General features: G+C 70.5%; 13 protein-coding genes, 1 tRNA gene and 2 pseudogenes. 6 read left to right on the top strand and 10 right to left on the bottom strand.

Going from position 1 to position 14966, the window contains the following annotated elements:
• Positions 1–7: 7 nt before the first annotated feature.
• On the bottom strand, positions 8–775 hold the full coding sequence (locus ACK1X7_RS00810) for a FadR/GntR family transcriptional regulator (RefSeq protein ID WP_385155366.1): 768 nt from the start codon (positions 773–775) through the stop codon (positions 8–10).
• A gap of 649 nt (positions 776–1424) precedes the next feature.
• On the opposite strand from ACK1X7_RS00810, the gene ACK1X7_RS00805 reads away from it, so the two are divergent.
• Entirely contained in the window at positions 1425–2594 is a 1170-nt protein-coding gene (locus ACK1X7_RS00805) for a Gfo/Idh/MocA family protein (protein WP_413114502.1), read from the top strand.
• 479 nt (positions 2595–3073) lie between these two features.
• Here ACK1X7_RS00805 and ACK1X7_RS00800 read toward each other — a convergent pair whose 3' ends face one another.
• The 8 genes from ACK1X7_RS00800 to ACK1X7_RS00765 are packed head-to-tail and all read right to left on the bottom strand — an operon-like array spanning position 3074 to position 10183.
• Positions 3074–3700 (bottom strand): TenA family protein, encoded by a 627-nt coding sequence (locus ACK1X7_RS00800; RefSeq protein ID WP_385155372.1) that lies wholly within the window; start codon positions 3698–3700, stop codon positions 3074–3076.
• Positions 3697–4443, bottom strand: a complete 747-nt coding sequence (locus ACK1X7_RS00795) for a glutamine amidotransferase (protein WP_385155375.1) — start codon at positions 4441–4443, stop codon at positions 3697–3699. The genes ACK1X7_RS00800 and ACK1X7_RS00795 overlap by 4 nt, the downstream gene beginning before the upstream one ends.
• A 55-nt stretch (positions 4444–4498) precedes the next feature.
• Positions 4499–5554 carry a phosphotriesterase family protein gene (locus ACK1X7_RS00790; RefSeq protein WP_385155378.1) on the bottom strand — a complete coding sequence of 352 codons (1056 nt, stop codon included), beginning with the start codon at positions 5552–5554 and terminating at the stop codon, positions 4499–4501.
• Positions 5551–6570: an ABC transporter permease gene (locus tag ACK1X7_RS00785; RefSeq protein WP_216339975.1), complete on the bottom strand. Its 1020-nt coding sequence runs from the start codon at positions 6568–6570 to the stop codon at positions 5551–5553. The genes ACK1X7_RS00790 and ACK1X7_RS00785 overlap by 4 nt, the downstream gene beginning before the upstream one ends.
• Before the next feature lies 1 nt (position 6571).
• Positions 6572–7339, bottom strand: a complete 768-nt coding sequence (locus ACK1X7_RS00780) for an ATP-binding cassette domain-containing protein (protein ID WP_413114501.1) — start codon at positions 7337–7339, stop codon at positions 6572–6574.
• Positions 7339–8349, bottom strand: a complete 1011-nt coding sequence (locus ACK1X7_RS00775) for a substrate-binding domain-containing protein (protein ID WP_385158492.1) — start codon at positions 8347–8349, stop codon at positions 7339–7341. The genes ACK1X7_RS00780 and ACK1X7_RS00775 overlap by 1 nt, the downstream gene beginning before the upstream one ends.
• Before the next feature lie 14 nt (positions 8350–8363).
• A complete protein-coding gene (locus ACK1X7_RS00770) occupies positions 8364–9302 on the bottom strand; it encodes a carbohydrate kinase family protein (protein WP_390795788.1) in 939 nt (312 codons plus the stop codon).
• A complete protein-coding gene (locus ACK1X7_RS00765) occupies positions 9299–10183 on the bottom strand; it encodes a BtpA/SgcQ family protein (protein WP_390795789.1) in 885 nt (294 codons plus the stop codon). Before ACK1X7_RS00765 ends, ACK1X7_RS00770 begins: the two co-directional genes overlap by 4 nt.
• A 155-nt stretch (positions 10184–10338) precedes the next feature.
• On the opposite strand from ACK1X7_RS00765, the gene ACK1X7_RS00760 reads away from it, so the two are divergent.
• From ACK1X7_RS00760 to ACK1X7_RS00750, 3 genes are all read left to right on the top strand, one after another.
• On the top strand, positions 10339–11376 hold the full coding sequence (locus tag ACK1X7_RS00760; protein ID WP_390795790.1) for a LacI family DNA-binding transcriptional regulator: 1038 nt from the start codon (positions 10339–10341) through the stop codon (positions 11374–11376).
• A 32-nt stretch (positions 11377–11408) separates the two neighbouring features.
• Complete coding sequence (locus ACK1X7_RS00755; protein ID WP_385153673.1) at positions 11409–12515, top strand: M20 family metallopeptidase; 1107 nt, start codon at positions 11409–11411, stop codon at positions 12513–12515.
• A 130-nt stretch (positions 12516–12645) separates the two neighbouring features.
• A tRNA-Gly gene (locus tag ACK1X7_RS00750) sits at positions 12646–12715 on the top strand.
• Positions 12716–12767: 52 nt separating this feature from the next.
• Here the strand turns inward: ACK1X7_RS00750 and ACK1X7_RS00745 are convergent.
• On the bottom strand, positions 12768–13850 hold the full coding sequence (locus ACK1X7_RS00745) for a PLP-dependent cysteine synthase family protein (RefSeq protein WP_390795791.1): 1083 nt from the start codon (positions 13848–13850) through the stop codon (positions 12768–12770).
• A 319-nt stretch (positions 13851–14169) separates the two neighbouring features.
• Between ACK1X7_RS00745 and ACK1X7_RS00740 the strand changes: the two are divergent.
• Together ACK1X7_RS00740 and ACK1X7_RS00735 are read left to right on the top strand one after the other, a co-directional pair.
• Positions 14170–14337, top strand: a pseudogene (locus tag ACK1X7_RS00740) (MerR family DNA-binding transcriptional regulator); the annotation flags it as partial.
• Positions 14337–14558: pseudogene (locus ACK1X7_RS00735) on the top strand (YnfA family protein); the annotation flags it as partial. The pseudogenes ACK1X7_RS00740 and ACK1X7_RS00735, both read left to right, overlap by 1 nt.
• Positions 14559–14966: the final 408 nt, after the last annotated feature.

Genomic DNA, 14966 nt, shown 5'->3' with positions numbered 1-14966 from the left:
CTGGAATTCAGGTGTTGGTGTCGTCGCCAGGAACGACACGGCGCCAGATCTCCCGTTGGAACTGTTGGGCGGTCATGTCGATGTGCTCGGCCATCAGGGCCTCGGCGCGGCTGGGCTCTCCGGCGGCAATGGCTTCGGCGATGGCCTCGTGCTGTCCGGCGGCCACTTGCAGGGATCCGCCCGCGACCCCGGCCAGTCCGATGGTCGTGACTTGGCGCTGTAGGTGGCGCACCGCGTCGACAGTGGAGGCGAAGAACATGTTGGCGGCGGCGGCGGCGATTCCGAGGTGGAATGCCTCGTCCGCGGCGGAGAAGGCGTCGATGTCGCCCTGCTCCGCCGCCTCGGCGGACTGTCGTGCGGCATCGCGCACCGCTTTGACCTGTGCGGGGGCGGCTCGCAGTGCGGCCAGGCTGGCGGTGGTGGTCTCCAGGTAGCGGCGGAACTCGAAGAGCTCGTCCACCTGCCGCAGGTCCGCGGGCAGGAAGTTGGCGAGCGACTGCTGCCAGGAGGACTGCTCGGGCTCGGCCACATAGATCCCGCGGCCCTTCTGCACGGACAGCCGCCCCAGGGCGGAGAGGATCTTCACCGCTTCCCGGACCACGGTCCGGCTCATCTGTACCTCGTCGGCCAGATCCTTCTCGGTCGGCAGCCGGGCGCCGGGCTGAAGGCCCGCCTGGACGACGTACTCGAGGATGCGTTCAGCGGCGACCTCGTACCCGGGACGATACCCCCGCCCCGCGCTCGCGGGTGCGGAGATCTTCTCTGAGTCGGTCAACGACTACCCCTCAGCTCGCTCTTGAGGCCGTCAGAAGCGCTCGTTTCACGCCCGCCGACCCTACATGTTTCCGATATATATTGCGCTTGGGCTCAGTGAAGCACATCCAAACCCTTGACGCCAAGGTTCCGTCACCTTCAGACTCATGCCCACCCCGTCGACTGGGGCGCCTCCTCTCGTCTTGTCTCCTATCAAGATCAGATATGTATCAGGTCTATATCTCCGCGCATTGCGCCATAGATGGGATGTTCCGATGCGCATTCGGCGTGGCAGTGGACACAGCGACTACAGCTACAAGGGCACCCAGTACGTAATCCCCAAGGATTTCGACACCGTCGGGCTCTGGTACAGCAAGATCCTGCCGCAGGGCACCAAGCGGGATCCAGGCCCGGCAGGCCGGGGTGTGGGAGATCGTCACGGCGCTCAAGCCGTTCACCGAGACCACCCGACTGCCGCCAACACTCTCCGCCGGACTGGCCACTCCAGAGCGAGCACTTCACCGACTACTCGGTGCTGATTGCCGGGCCGCTGATCGCCACCGTGCCGGTGATCGTGGCCTTCGTGCTGCTGCAACGGCAGTTCATCCAGACCATCGCCTTCTTCGACAGCCAGGGCTAGCCCGTCAGACCCCCTTGAAAGGACAAATGCATTGGACGACATACAGCTCGGCGTCATCGGCCTGGGCATCCGCAGCGATTTGGTCGCGCTGGCCCATCGGCCCGGCTCGGGGTCGCTGGTGTCGGCCGCCTGTGACCGCGACCCTCGTCTGCTGGCTCTCGCCGAGGAGCGCTTCGGCCCCCGGGTGAGGATCACGCCGGACCACCGCGCACTGCTCGACACCGGGCTTGACGGTGTGTTCGTGCTGACCCCGGACCACACCCACGAGCAGATCGGTCTGGACTTCCTCGAGGCCGGTGTGCCGGTGTTCCTGGACAAGCCGATGACGATCACCACCGAGGGCTGCGACCGGCTGCTCGCGGCGGCCCACAAGCACCGGACGCCCTTGTACGTCGGCCACAACATGCGGCACATGCCGGTCGTGGTCGCCATCCGCGAGCTGATCGTCAGCGGGGCGATCGGTGAGGTCAAGGCCATCTGGTGCCGCCACTTCGTCGGCCATGGCGGGGACTTCTACTTCAAGGACTGGCACGCCGACCGGCGCAACACCACCGGATTGCTGCTCCAGAAGGGTGCCCACGACCTCGATGTCATCCACTGGCTGGCCGACGGCTACTCCCGGCGGGTGAACGCCATGGGCGGGCTGACCGTCTATGGCGACATCGACTCGCGTCGCGACCGCAGTGGGGAGCGGATGACCGAGTGGCTGTCGACGGAGAACTGGCCGCCGCTCAGCCTGACCGGCCTCAACCCGGTGGTGGATGTCGAGGACCTGAGCATGATGCAGATGCAGTTGGACAACGGCGTCTTCGCCAGCTATCAGCAGTGCCACTACACACCGGACTACTGGCGCAACTACACGGTCATCGGCACCGAGGGCCGACTGGAGAACTTCGGCGACACCGAGGGATCGGAGGTCCGGGTCTGGAACCGCCGCTCCGACTACCGCGCCGAGGCCGATCTGGTAGTGCGCGTCCACACCCCGGCCGGCTCCCATGGCGGCGCCGACCCGGTGTTGGTCGAGGAGTTCCTGCGGTTCGTGCGGGAGGGCGGGGCGACCGTCACCTCGCCGGTCGCGGCCCGGGAAGCGGTGGCCGCCGGCCACGCGGCCACCGTGTCGCTGCGAGACGGAGGACGGGCCATCGACGTCCCTCCCGTGGACCCCGAGGTGGCCGCCTACTTCGCACACGGCCAGAAGTGAGCCGGTCACCCTCCGAGCACGCGAGCTTGCTCCCCCCCGGGACTCCCCACTTCCCCTGAACAGCCGAATCGTCTCGGCCTGCGGGCGGTGTGGGTATGCCTCTCTTGACTGCTCGTCATGTAGCCGTGCCCGGAAGCCCGGCCCTCATCCCTGGAGTTCGCCGCCCGCTGCCCAGCCCCGGGCAGCCGCCTGCCGTGTGACCACCGCGCCGCCCTGGAGCTGCTCCGTCGCCAAGCGGCGACGGCCGCGAGCGTGCCCGTGGGGCAGCATGGGCGCACAGCCGATTCACTCGCACGCGGAGCCGGACCGGACCGCGTGCCGCGGTGCGCGGAACGAGGAACGAGGAACGCGGAAGGCATCGCGGCCGCGCTCGAGAGCGAGCGCGGCCGCGATGGAGTTCTACCCCCGCACCGAACGAATGCGTACGTCTCGCCCGGCTCGGCGGCCCGGTCGCGAGGGCGGCCCCAACCGGGCCCCGGTCACCCGAACACCGCGTCGTGGAACGCGATTTCCGCCTCCAGCATGCCGGTGAACCAGCGGGTCAGCCGCTCCTGGGGGATGTCGTCCGGCAGGGCATCGACCTCCGCCGCGAGGGCCTGTACCCCGTCCCGGAACGCCTGGTCGGCGTGGAGCGCCACCCAGGCGCTCATCGCTCCTTCGGGGACGGCTCCGTGCTCGTGTGCCCGGGTGCACCAGGTGAGGTAGAGGCTTTCCGCGGCGAACAGCATGGTCATCACCGCCGGGTAGCCGCCTTCCCGCGCCACGTCGAGTGCGTACCGCGACAGCACCTCGGCCCGCCGGGCGGCGCCCGGCCGGGCGGGGACGGGCCAGGCGGCGCGGGCTTCGCGGAAGTAGTCCGCCTGGGTGGTGGTCAGCGCGTGGACCGCACGGGCGTTGCGCTCCAGCGCCGTCCGGTCGGGGGCGCTCCACACGGCCAGTCCGTGCAGCCGGGTGGCCGTCTCCACGAACGCGGCCTCGATCTCCAGGTAGTCGGCGTAGTCGGCGTCACTGATCGTGCCGGCCGTGACCTCGGCGACGAAGCGCATGCGCAACGCCCGTTCCATGACCTGGGCGGCGGCCCTCAGGAGCCGCTCGGACCGGCTCATCGCGAGAGCCATTCGACGAGGCCGCCGAAGACCCGGGCGTAGCCGTCCCACTGTTCGCAGAACGCCGCGGGCGCCCAGTGCGGGGAGCAGTCGGAGGTGAAGACCGCCGACCGTCCCGCGCCGTATTCGGCCACCGCCACCAGGGGGTCGCCGCCCAGGGTGGCCAGGACCTCGGTGCCCGGACGCGGCCGCACGCGGTTGTAGCCGAGCAGCGGCGGCCATTCGCCGGTCACCCCGCCGAGGGCGGGATGGCCGGTGGAGACGGCCGACGCACGGCCGCCCGCGGGGAGTTCGACCCGGTCGTCCTCGGGCAGCAGCTCGACCGGCAGCACCTCGTGCAGCGCGGTGTTGCGGTAGGCGGCCTTGCCCTCGAAACCGGTGAAGGAGAGATAGCCACCGACCATCAGCAGCCCGCCGCCGTCGCCGACCCATCCGCGCAGCGCGTCGATCCGGTCGGCCCCCGGCGTGCCCCCCTCGAACACCTCGGGGGAGAGCTGGAGGGAGTTCGCCCCGATGTCGGAGAGGATGACGACGTCGTAGCCGGCGAGCGCCTCGGCATCGCCCGGGAACTGTCCGGGTACCAGATGCGCGGGCAGGTGTGTGACCTCGTGCCCGCGGGACTCCAGCGCCCGTCGCAACGGCTCGACTCCGGTCACATAGCTACTGGTGGTGAACGAGTCGACCCCCTTGATGTGTGTGGACTGGGAGATCCAGCTCTCACCGGCTATCAGGACGCGGCTCACAGGGTGCTCCTTCGTGACGGGGATGGGGCGAAACGCCAAGGCGGTGGTCAGGACGTCAGGACGCGGCGGCGTGCTCGAACAGCCGGGCCGGGTTGGTGTGCAGCAGGCCCGCGGCGGTCCGCCGGGGCACGCCGTGCTCGACGAGCCGGGAGAGGAACAGCTCCGGCACATAGCGGAAGCCGTTGCCGCCGTAGGCGGTGAGCATGGTTTTGAGGAACACGTCGTGGCTGAGCAGCAGCCGGTCGCCGTGTCCGCGGGCGATGAGCCCGGCGATCGCGTACGCGGTTTCGTGGGGTGCCGGGGACTGCCCCTCGCCGGGGTAGTGGAACGGCATGCCGATCATGTCGAATTCGAGCCAGACGCCGCGGTCGGCCACCGACCGCTGATAGTCCGGGTCGGCGTGCGAGGGGTCCATATGGCACAGCACCACGGCGGCCGGCGTCACCCCGTACTCTCCCAGCACCAGGTCGAGGACCTCGTGGGCGCGGCGCTGCCAGCCGGGCAGATGGATGTAGAGCGGCACACCGGTCTCCCGCTGGGTGCGTGCCGCGGCGCGCAGCGCGGTGTGCTCGCCCTCGGTGAACCGCGGGGAGACCCCGATCTCGCCGATGACGCCCGGCCGGATCCCGGTGCCGTCGGCGCCCTCGGTGAACTCGGCCAGCAATGCGACGGCGAGGTCGCGCTCGTCCGCCGGCGACAGCGGCCGGGGATGGTAGGGCTCCAGGTACCAGCCGCTGCCCATGACCACACGTACGCCGCTGTCCTCGGAGAACGCGCGCAGCGCCGCCGGATCGCGGCCCAGTCCGCCCGGGGTGACGTCGACGATCGTGCCGCCCCCGGCGGCGGCGAACGCGCGCAGATCGGCCAGCATGCCTTCGGTGTCGTCGAGCACACAGTGGTCGAGGCAGGCGTAGGGCTGCTCGCGCAGCAGCCAGGCCAGTTCGGGTGTGGTGCGGGCGTCGCGCAGATGACCGAGCCGGGGGTCGGCCGGGGTGGTGACGGCCTTGCGGACGTCGTTGCGCAGATGCTCATGGGTGAGGGTGAGGCCGAGCCCGGTGCTGGGCACCGGCCCGGTCACCGTGGTCACGGTGCGGGGGGCGGGGCCGCTCATGAGCGGCCCGTCAGATGGGCGAAGAGATCGGCCATCGCCCGGCCGCGCAGGTTGATCCAGATCGCGGCCAGCAGCACCAGTCCGGTGACGATGGGGGTGAGGAACGGGCTCACGCCGAGCAGGTTGAGGCCGTTGGCGATGACTCCGGTGATGAGGGCCCCGATGACGGTGCCGAGTACGGTGCCCCGGCCGCCGAACAGATTGGTGCCACCGAGCACGACCGCGGCGATCACGGTCAGCTCGAAGCCCTGTCCGGAGTTGGCGGAGCCCGACCCCAGCCTGGCCGCGGTGAGCAGCCCGGCGATACCGGCGGCCACCCCGGTCATCATCAGGGTGATCATCTTGACCCGGGCGGTGTTCACCCCGGCCCGCCGTACCGACTCCTCCTGGGCACCGATGCCGTTGACGTAGGAGCCGAACGGCAGCTTCGACAGCAGGACCGCTCCGACGGCGACCGTGGCCAGGGCGATCCAGGCCAGCGCGGACAGCCCGAGGAAGGAGGCGTCGCCGAGCTTGGCGACGAAGAGCCGGGCGTCGATGGGGACGGAGAACCCCTTGGTCCATAGCTGTGCCAGACCGCGGACGACCGACATGGTGGCGAGGGTGACGATGAACGGGGGGATCTTCTGATAGGCCGACAGCCATCCGTTGACGGCACCCCAGAAGAGCCCGGCGAGCAGCGCCACGATGATCACCACGGAGGAGTCCCAGCCGGCCTGGAGCATCTCGGCGGTACAGGTGGCGGTGAACGCGAGGATCGATCCCACGGACAGGTCGATCTGGCCGGTGCTGATCACGAAGGTCATGGCGACCGCCACGATCAGGGTGATCGCCACCTGGGTGGCCAGATTGGACAGGTTGGTGAAGGTCAGGAAGTTGGGGGCGGCGATACCGAAGCCGAGGAAGAGCGCGACGCCCACGCCGAGCATGGCCAGGGTGGCCTTGTTGGCGCGCTGCCAGCGGCCAGGGGGGCGGCCCAGTACGGCGGTGGTGCGCATCGCGGTGTCGGCGCTCATATCAGGCCACCTCCTCGGTGTCGGGCCCGCCGTGCGTGGCGCCGGATCGGGTGATCATGGCGACGAGCCGTTCGATGTCGAGATCGTAGATCGGAGCGTCCTCGACGCTGCGTCCCTCGTACATCACGGTGATCCGGTCGCAGACCTCGAACAGGTCCTGTAGCCGGTGGGTGATCAGGATGACGCCGACGCCCTGGGCGGCGACGTCGCGGATCATCTTCAGCACCTGCCGGACCTCGGCGACGGCGAGCGCGGCGGTGGGTTCGTCCAGGATCAGCACGCGCGGGCGGAACGACACCGCACGGGCGATCGCCACGGCCTGCCGCTGCCCTCCGGACAGCTCGCCGATCTCCTGGTAGGTGGATTTCACCCGGACGTGCAGTTCGGAGAGGGTTTCCGCGGCGCGGGCGTGCATCGTGGCGCGGTCGATGAAGGGGCCTTTGCGCGGTTCACGGCCGAGGAACAGATTGCTGGCCACATCGAGTGTGTCGCACAGGGCGAGGTCCTGGTAGACGATGCCGACCCGCTCGCGGCGGGCGTCGGCGGGACTGGTGAAGCGGACGTCGCGGCCGTCGATGGAGATCTGCCCGCCGTCGTGCTGGACCGCACCGGCCAGGACCTTCATCAGGGTCGACTTCCCGGCGCCGTTGTCGCCGACCAGGCCGAGTACCTCGCCCGGGGCCAGGGTCAGGTCGACGCCGCGCAGCGAGCGGACGGCGCCGAACGATTTGGTGATTCCTCGCAGGGAGACCAGCGCGCTCTCGCCCATCACTTCTCCAGGTAGTAGAGGTAGTTCTTGACGTTGTCCGGGGTCACCAGTTGGGTGGGAACGGGCACTTGCCGGCGGGTGGTGCGGCCGCAGGCCAGGTCGATCGCGGAATTCATGGCCTCGTAGCCGAACCGGAAGGTGTTCTGCTGGAGCACACCGGTGATCCAGCCGGCCCGCAGCCCGTCGACGGCCTGGCTGGACAGGTCCCATCCGACGACCTTGAGGTCCTTGGTGCGGTGCTGGCTGACCACGGCGGCGGCCAGGCCGATCAGGGCGGGCTCGCCGGTGGCGTAGGCGTACTTCAGGCCGGGGTCGCGGGTGAGCAGGTTTTCGGCGGCGGTCTGGGCGTTCTCCTGGATATTGCGGCCGTCGACCACGTTCTGGATCTTCATGCCCTTGGCGGTGACGGTGTTGGTGAATCCTTTCTGCCGCTCATTCTGGATGGTGCTGTTGAGCGCGCCGACGACGCCGATCCCACCGCGGTTGCCGGCCGTTTTCAGCAGGGCCTCGCCGATCCGCCGGCCGCCTTCCGCGTTGCCGACGCCGACCTGGGCGGAGACCGCGGGGTCGTCGATGGTGGCGTCCACGGCGACGACCGGCACGCCCGCGGCCTTGGCCCGGCGGATGGCGGGCTTGATGCCCTCGGTGTCGACCGCGTCCACGATGATCGCGTCGTAGTGGTTGGCCACCAGGTCGTCGATGGCGTTGGCCTGGGTGGCGGAGTCGTCGTTGCCGTTGACGATCTGGGTTTTGACCCCCGCCTTGCGGGCCACGGTCCGGGCGCCGGTGTTGATCTGGTTGAAGAACAGCGCCTGGAGGTTGATGGGCACGATGCCGATCTTCGGAGCGTGGCCGCGGACGGTACAGGAGCGGGCGACCTTCGCGGGCGGCGGCGGGCCCTGCTCGGTGGTCTTCTTCTCGGCCGCCATCTCGCGGCGGGCCTGGGTGTCGCAGCCGACGGTCGTCAGCAGCAGGCCCAGCGCGACCACGGCCGTCACTTTCTGGCGCATCTGCTCTCCTTGTCCTACGGGGTGCGGGTCGGCTCCGGGGTTTCGGACGGGGGGTGGGCCGCGAGCCAGGATTCGATGGCTCGCCGGTCGGGCAGCCCGTCACGGGCGCCGGGGCGGGTACAGGACAGGCCGGCGGCGACGGCGGCGAAGCGCGCCGCCTCCAGCGGGGACCGGCCCCGGTCCAGTTCGGCACAGTATGCGCCGGTGAAGCAGTCTCCGGCCCCGGTCGCGTCGACCGTGTCCACCTCGATCGCCGCACCGTCGTGGCGTTCACCGGTCGGGGTCAGCAGGGTCCAGCCGCGCGAGCCGTCGGTCACGACCAGATGGACGTCCAGGTCGGCGGCGGCCCGGGCCAGGGCCGGTTCTCCGCCCAGCAGCGCGATGGCCAGCGGTCGGCCGACGACGGCGTGATCGGCCGCGGACAGCGCGGCGCGCATCGCCTCCGCCCGGTCGCAGCCGTCGAGGTCCACCACCAGGCCCGGTCCGGGCGTTCCGGGCGGGGCGTCGGCGGCGGCCTCGGCCAGCGCGGCGGCGGCCTCGGGGAAGCGGTAGCCGTCGAGGTAGAGCCAGTCCGCCCCGGCCTCGCGCGCGGCCCGTACGGTACGGGTGATGTGCCGGGCGTCCAGCTCGTCGTCCTGGCTGATGACGGCGCGTTCGCCGTCCGGGGTGAGCAGCACGACGGCGGTGGTGAGGGTGCCGGTGCGGGCGGTCCAGTCGGTGCGGACCCCGTCGGCGGCGAGTGCGGCGAGAAACGCCGTGCTCCGCGGCTCCGGTCCGACCACACCGGCGAACCACGCGTCGGCCCCCGTCCGGGCCGCGGCCGCCGAGGCGTTGGCGGCCATCCCGCCGTGGCCGTGGCGGATGGCGGTCGCCTGCACTCGGTCACCGGGAGCGGGCAGCGCGGGCACACCGACGGTCAGGTCGATGTTGGCGTACCCGCAGAAGACGATCACGGGAGCACCACTCCGGCCTTGGCCGCCGCGGTGGTCAGCTCGTGGACCTTGGCCCGGTCGACCCGGCCCCACCAGCGGCCGTTGTCCTTCACCGAGGACGCGACGATCACCCCGTCGCAGGCGGGCAGCAGGCCGCCGATGTTGCCCGCGGTGATACCGGAGCCGATCACCACCGGCAGGGTGGTGTGGGCGGATATGCCCTCGACTTCCTCGATCGAGGCGGCGTCCCCGGTCCGGGAGCCGGTGGCGATCAGCACATCGGCGCCGAAGAACTCGGCGTCCTCGGTCTGTTCGGCCAGTGTGCGGTCGGCGACGATGGCATGCGAACCGTGCTTGACGTGCACATCGGCGAATACCTTGACCGGACCGGCACCGATCCGGCTGCGGTAGCGGCTGGCGTGTGCCGACTGGCCCTCGATGATGCCCTCGTTGGCGACATAGGCGTTGGCCCACTGGTTGACCCGGACGAATCCGCCGCCGCCGGACCAGGCGGAGGCGATGGCGCACTCGGCGGCGTTGGACAGCACGCTGACGCCCAGCTTGCCGCCGGCCCCCGCCAGCACGGCGTGCCGCACCCGGTCGGTCACCACGGCCATCGCCGCCGATGTCTCATAGCCGTGTTCGCCCGGCTTGAGGAACGGGATGTCCCAGTGGTTCTCCACGATCAGCCCGTGGCATCCGCCCTCCAGATAGGCCCGCGCCTCCTCGACCGCGAAGGCGCAGATCTCGTCCAGCGGGGTGCCCTCGTAATGCGGGCTGCCGGGCAGCGGTGGCAGGTGCACCACGCCGATGACGACCTTCGGAGTGCCGAACAGCTCCTTGATCGCGTTCGGCCGGGGTGGGAAGACCCCGAGGTCGCTTGTGTTCGCGGATGTCGTCATCGCGCCACCTCAATGCAATCGATTACAGTCGAGTTGCGGAGGACCGTAGGCAGGGGTCAGGTGCCGTGTCAAGGCTCTATGCTGATTCAACGCGCCAGGTCACGTCGCCGTTGGAGCCATGTGACCAACATGTTTCCCGGCAGGAAGGTAATCGATTGCAACGGGTTACGATCGCTCAGGTCGCCGAGCGGGCCGGTGTCTCCACCGCCACCGTGTCACGGGTGCTCTCCCGCCGGGGCCAGGTCTCGGCCGCGGTCGAACGCAAGGTCCGCCGCGCCGCCGACGACCTGGGCTACCAGGTCAATGTCATCGCCAGGGCACTGCGCAACAGTCGTACCGACACCGTGGGGATGGTCGTGCCCAGCATCACCAACCCGTTCTTCACCTCCCTGGTGGAGAGCGTGGAACACGCCCTGGGCAAGGAGGGCAAGGAGCTGTTCCTGTGCGACGCGCGCTCCGACCCGCGGATCGAGGCGCGCCGGCTGGCCTCGCTCGCCGCGCGCAACGTCGACGGGATCATCGTCAGCCCGAGCCACGGCGTCGACAGCCGGCCCGCCGTGCAGCAGACCGCGGAGCGGCTGCCGCTCGTCCAGCTCGACCGATTCGTCGACGGCACCACCACCGACTGGGTGGGCGTCGACGACGTCGCCGCGATGCGACAGGTCATGGACCACCTCCACGACGGCGGGGCGCGGTCGGCGGCCTTCATCGGCTCGCTGATGACCCACTCCTCCACGGAGCAGCGGTTCGCCGGGTTCCGGCGGCGCGCCGAGGAGCTGAACATCGAGGTGAAGCCGGACCAGGTGCTGCTCGGGGACTACAGCGTGGAGTGGGGCGAGGCCGCCGTGGCCCGGCTGATCGCGGCCGGCGGCCTTCCGGACGCGCTCGTATGCGCCGATGACCTGATCGCGCTCGGGGCCACCCGCGCCTGCCGGGCCCACGGTTTCGCGGTGCCCCGGCAGGTGCAGGTGACCGGCTACGACGACATCGAGTTCTCCCGGCTCGCCGAGCCGGCCCTGACCACGGTCCATCAGCCCCGCGACCGGATCGCCGCGGAGGCGGTACGGCTGCTGGCCGCGGCGAGCCTGGCCAAGGACGCCGAGCGCGGCCCGCACGCCCATATCTCACTCGTACCGACCCTGGTGGTGCGCGACAGCACCCGGGCCACCCAGGCGCCCCCGGACCGCATATGACGACGACTCACCACAACCCCAGGAGGGCCCCGATGGACGACGCGGACACCTGGCGCGGTGCGACGGACCTCGCACGGCGGCTGGTGCGGATCGACACCCGGGGCGGCCGGGAGGCACCGGCCGCCGCACTGGTGGCGGACCGGCTGGACGACGCGGGGTTCGACGTCCGGGTCGAGGAGCCGATACCCGGCCGGGCCAACGTCATCGCCCGGTTCGGGCCCGCGGTACCACGGGTGCCGGTCACCTTCACCGGACACCTGGACACGGTGCCCGCCGACCCGTCGGGCTGGTCGTTCGACCCGATGAGCGGGGAGCTGCGCGACGGCCGGCTGCTCGGCCGCGGCAGTAGCGACATGAAAGCGGGCGTGGCCTGCCAGGTCGAGGCGGCGCTACGGGCCGCCCGGGAAAGCCCGCGGGACACCGCCGTACAGATGGTCTTCACCTTCGGCGAGGAGACCGGCTGCCATGGGGCCGAGGAGATCGACGCGGCGTCGCTCACCCCCACCGACCTGCTCATCGTGGCCGAGCCGACCGGCAACCGGACCGTCCTCGGCCACAAGGGCGTGCTGTGGCTCGCAGCGACGGCCCGTGGGATCTCCGCGCACGGTTCCCGCCCGGAGCTGGGCCGCAACGCGATCGCCGCGCTCGCCGCCGCGGCGAACAGGATCCACGCGCACCGTGACTGGCCGGTGAGCCCGACCCACGGCCCGGCCACGGTCAACATCGGCACGTTCCACGCGGGCGAGCAGCCCAACCTGGTGCCGGACCGCGCCGAGATGCGGCTGGACGTACGCACCGTTCCCGGCTTCGGACGGGACGAGGCGATCGCCGAGATCGCCCGGCTGTGCGGCGACGGCATCGGCCTCGAGGTGCTCCTGGACCTGCCCGGCGTCGCCACCGACCCGTCGGCCGCCGCCACCGCGCGGGAGATCCTGGCCCCCGGCTCCTCGGCCCGCCCGGCCGAGTACGCGACCTACTTCACGGATGCCTCGGTGCTGACCGGCCGGCTCGGCGATCCGGCGGTGGTGGTGTACGGACCGGGCGACCCGGACCAGGCCCATGTCACCGATGAATCCTGCTCGTTGGCCGCCATGACCGAGTCCGCGGAGGCGATGCACCGGCTGCTGCGGCGCTGGTAGTCCGACGAGCGCGGTGCCGTCCCGGGCCCGGGTCCGCCCTCCCGGACCCGGGTCCGGTGACCACCTCGACAGGTGCCGTGCGCTATAGTCGATCTTGCTGAGGTCACCCGAACTCCGGGCAGCCGGCCGCGCGTTGGTGGTCGAAGGAAAGACGCCCCGCTTCCTGCGGGGAGATGCAGGTGCAAGACCTGCCCAGCGCTCAGAGGACGAGCCCATCCCGCTCGCGGGGTGGGCTCGCTGTCACGCGGGTCGCTACCCGACCGGCCAGTCCCCGGTGCGGGCGAACAGCTCGATGTCGGCCTCGTACGGCGCGGGGTCGAGTCCCCGCGCACGGACCCACTCCGTATTGAGGTGGGTGTTCCGGTACGGATCAGCGATGTCGCCGATGATGGTGACGACGCTGCCCCGCGTCCCCGCTTGGCGCATCCGTGCCACGAGGTAGCACGTTCCCCAGAAGTTGGTGCCGGTCGCCGGTCCGGCTTCGATCCCGGCGGCGGCACGAAGCCACCGCATGGCCGCAATGGACGCCGCGTCCGGTACCGGGATCATCAGGTCGATCACGGTTGGCAGGAAGCCGGGCTCGGTGCGTGGGTGACCGATGCCAGGTATCCGCGAGGGTATCCCCGTGGTGTAGTCGGCGCACCCGCTCGCCCACGCGGGGAAGTAGGCGGAGTTCTCCGGGTCCACCACGGCCAGCCGAGTCGGATCACCGTGTCGCCGCAGGCGGCGTCCGATCGCCGCCGAGGTCGCTCCGGTTCCGGCACCAGTGACGATCCACTCCGGGATCGGGTGCGGTTCCCCGCTCATCTGGTCGAAGATCTCGTCGGCGATCGTTGGCTCACCGCACCCGGCCACCGCCCGCTCCGCGTCGCTGAAGTGGTCCAGGAAGTGGCCGCCGAACTGCTCGGCCAACGTCCTCGCCTCCTCCTGCACCGCGGCGGGCGGCCGCTCGCCCACCTGCCACCGTCCACCCTCCCCTTCGATCCTTGCCAGGACGTCCACAGAGGTCGTCGCCGGTACGACGGCGGTGAACCCCAGGCCCAGCAGTCTCGCGAAGTGGGCTCCGGCGACAGCGACCGCTCCGCTCGTAGCCGCGATCACCGGTGTGTCCGACCTGATGGCGCCGCTTGCGATCGCCTCACAGAACATGGCCCGCACCAGGCGATACTTCATGCTGCCGGTGGGATGCGCGGACTCGTCCTTGATGTAGATCTCGACGTCCCGGATCGCGGGTAGCGGAAGCGGGCGCAGGGGCGTCGGTGTCAGATGCGGGCCGTCTGTCCGTACCCGCCGGATCGCTTCGGCAGCCCACGAGTTGGGGTGTTCCGTGGTCATGATCGGACCCTACTGGAGCCGCGGCACCGGGCAGCTCACCAAGCTCGGCGGTCATCGTCGACAACGAGCCTGCCGCCGCGCGTAGTCCGGCGGTGACGGCGTCGAGGCCGGGGCGTCGAGTTCGGGGCAGTGGGTGCGCACGCGTCTGCGGCAGGCCGGCAGGCACCGGCCGTCAACGAACAGCCGCGTTCGCGCACTGCGGCGGGCCGGTGTCGTCGTCGAAGCGGCCGAGCGCGTCGAGGACCATGAACTGGGTCGGAACCCGGCTGTCCTGCTGGGCTTGACCTTCGAGTCGGGTCGAAGGTTTACGTTCGGGGGCGTGAGCACGATGCGAATCTCCCAGCTTGCCGAGCGCACCGGCGTCCCGGCCACCACGTTGCGCTTCTATGACGACGCGGGGCTGCTGTCCGCCGGACGGAGTCCGGCCGGTTACCGCCTGTACGGCGAGGACGCGGTCGCACGACTGACGTTCATCGGCGCGGCCAAGCCGGCGTCATCGCGCTCGGCCTGTACGGGGTGGTGGCCACCTTCCAGAACGACGACAACTTCGGACGCATCCTCGCCGCCTACGGCGGCATCTTCGTGGCCGGGTCGATCGCCTGGGGCATGGTCGCCGACGGCTACCGCCCCGACCGCTTCGACGTCATCGGCGCTCTGATCTGCCTCGCCGGGATGGCCGTGATCATGTACGCCCCTCGCGGGCGCTGACCGGCCTTCCCAGGGGCGATCTGGTCGCGGCGAGGCCGCGTCCAGGAGAGCACGTCCAGCTTTGGTGAGCTTGTGCGTGGCCATGCGACCGGCCCGACTGCTGTCGATCAATCCGGCGTCTCGCGGGACTGCCAAACGTTGGCTGGCCGTCGGGGTGGTGGCGCTTGGGCAGACGACGTGACCCGGCTCGCGCACGCCGCCGCAGTGCGCGATTCCGCCTTGACGGACCTGGCTGCCCAGGTCACCGAGCTCGCAGCCCGGCAGTTCGGCAGCGGCCACGCCTGACACGCCCTCAATGCCTCGTGTGGTTACCGGACGTCCAGGAACTGGCCGGGCAGTCGTGGCGGACCTCTTCACGGGCCCGCCCACCCACAGGCTGGGTGGCAAGAGGTTATGGGGCAGGTTCCA

It is taken from the genome of Streptomyces sp. CY-1, from assembly GCF_047218265.1.
Classification (GTDB): Bacteria; Actinomycetota; Actinomycetes; order Streptomycetales; family Streptomycetaceae; genus Streptomyces; species Streptomyces niphimycinicus.
Note: the sequence above shows the minus strand (reverse complement) of the source record. Positions and strands in the feature narration are given on the sequence as shown.

Bases quoted from the DNA above. Each gene is read 5' to 3' on its own strand.
- ACK1X7_RS00755 (WP_385153673.1), top strand. From the start codon at position 11,409: ATGGACGACGCGGACACCTGGCGCGGTGCGACGGACCTCGCACGGCGG.
- ACK1X7_RS00780 (WP_413114501.1), bottom strand. From the start codon at position 7,339: ATGGGCGAGAGCGCGCTGGTCTCCCTGCGAGGAATCACCAAATCGTTC.
- ACK1X7_RS00775 (WP_385158492.1), bottom strand. From the start codon at position 8,349: ATGCGCCAGAAAGTGACGGCCGTGGTCGCGCTGGGCCTGCTGCTGACG.
- ACK1X7_RS00785 (WP_216339975.1), bottom strand. From the start codon at position 6,570: ATGAGCGCCGACACCGCGATGCGCACCACCGCCGTACTGGGCCGCCCC.
- ACK1X7_RS00790 (WP_385155378.1), bottom strand. From the start codon at position 5,554: ATGAGCGGCCCCGCCCCCCGCACCGTGACCACGGTGACCGGGCCGGTG.
- ACK1X7_RS00800 (WP_385155372.1), bottom strand. From the start codon at position 3,700: ATGAGCCGGTCCGAGCGGCTCCTGAGGGCCGCCGCCCAGGTCATGGAA.
- ACK1X7_RS00745 (WP_390795791.1), bottom strand. From the start codon at position 13,850: ATGACCACGGAACACCCCAACTCGTGGGCTGCCGAAGCGATCCGGCGG.
- ACK1X7_RS00765 (WP_390795789.1), bottom strand. From the start codon at position 10,183: ATGACGACATCCGCGAACACAAGCGACCTCGGGGTCTTCCCACCCCGG.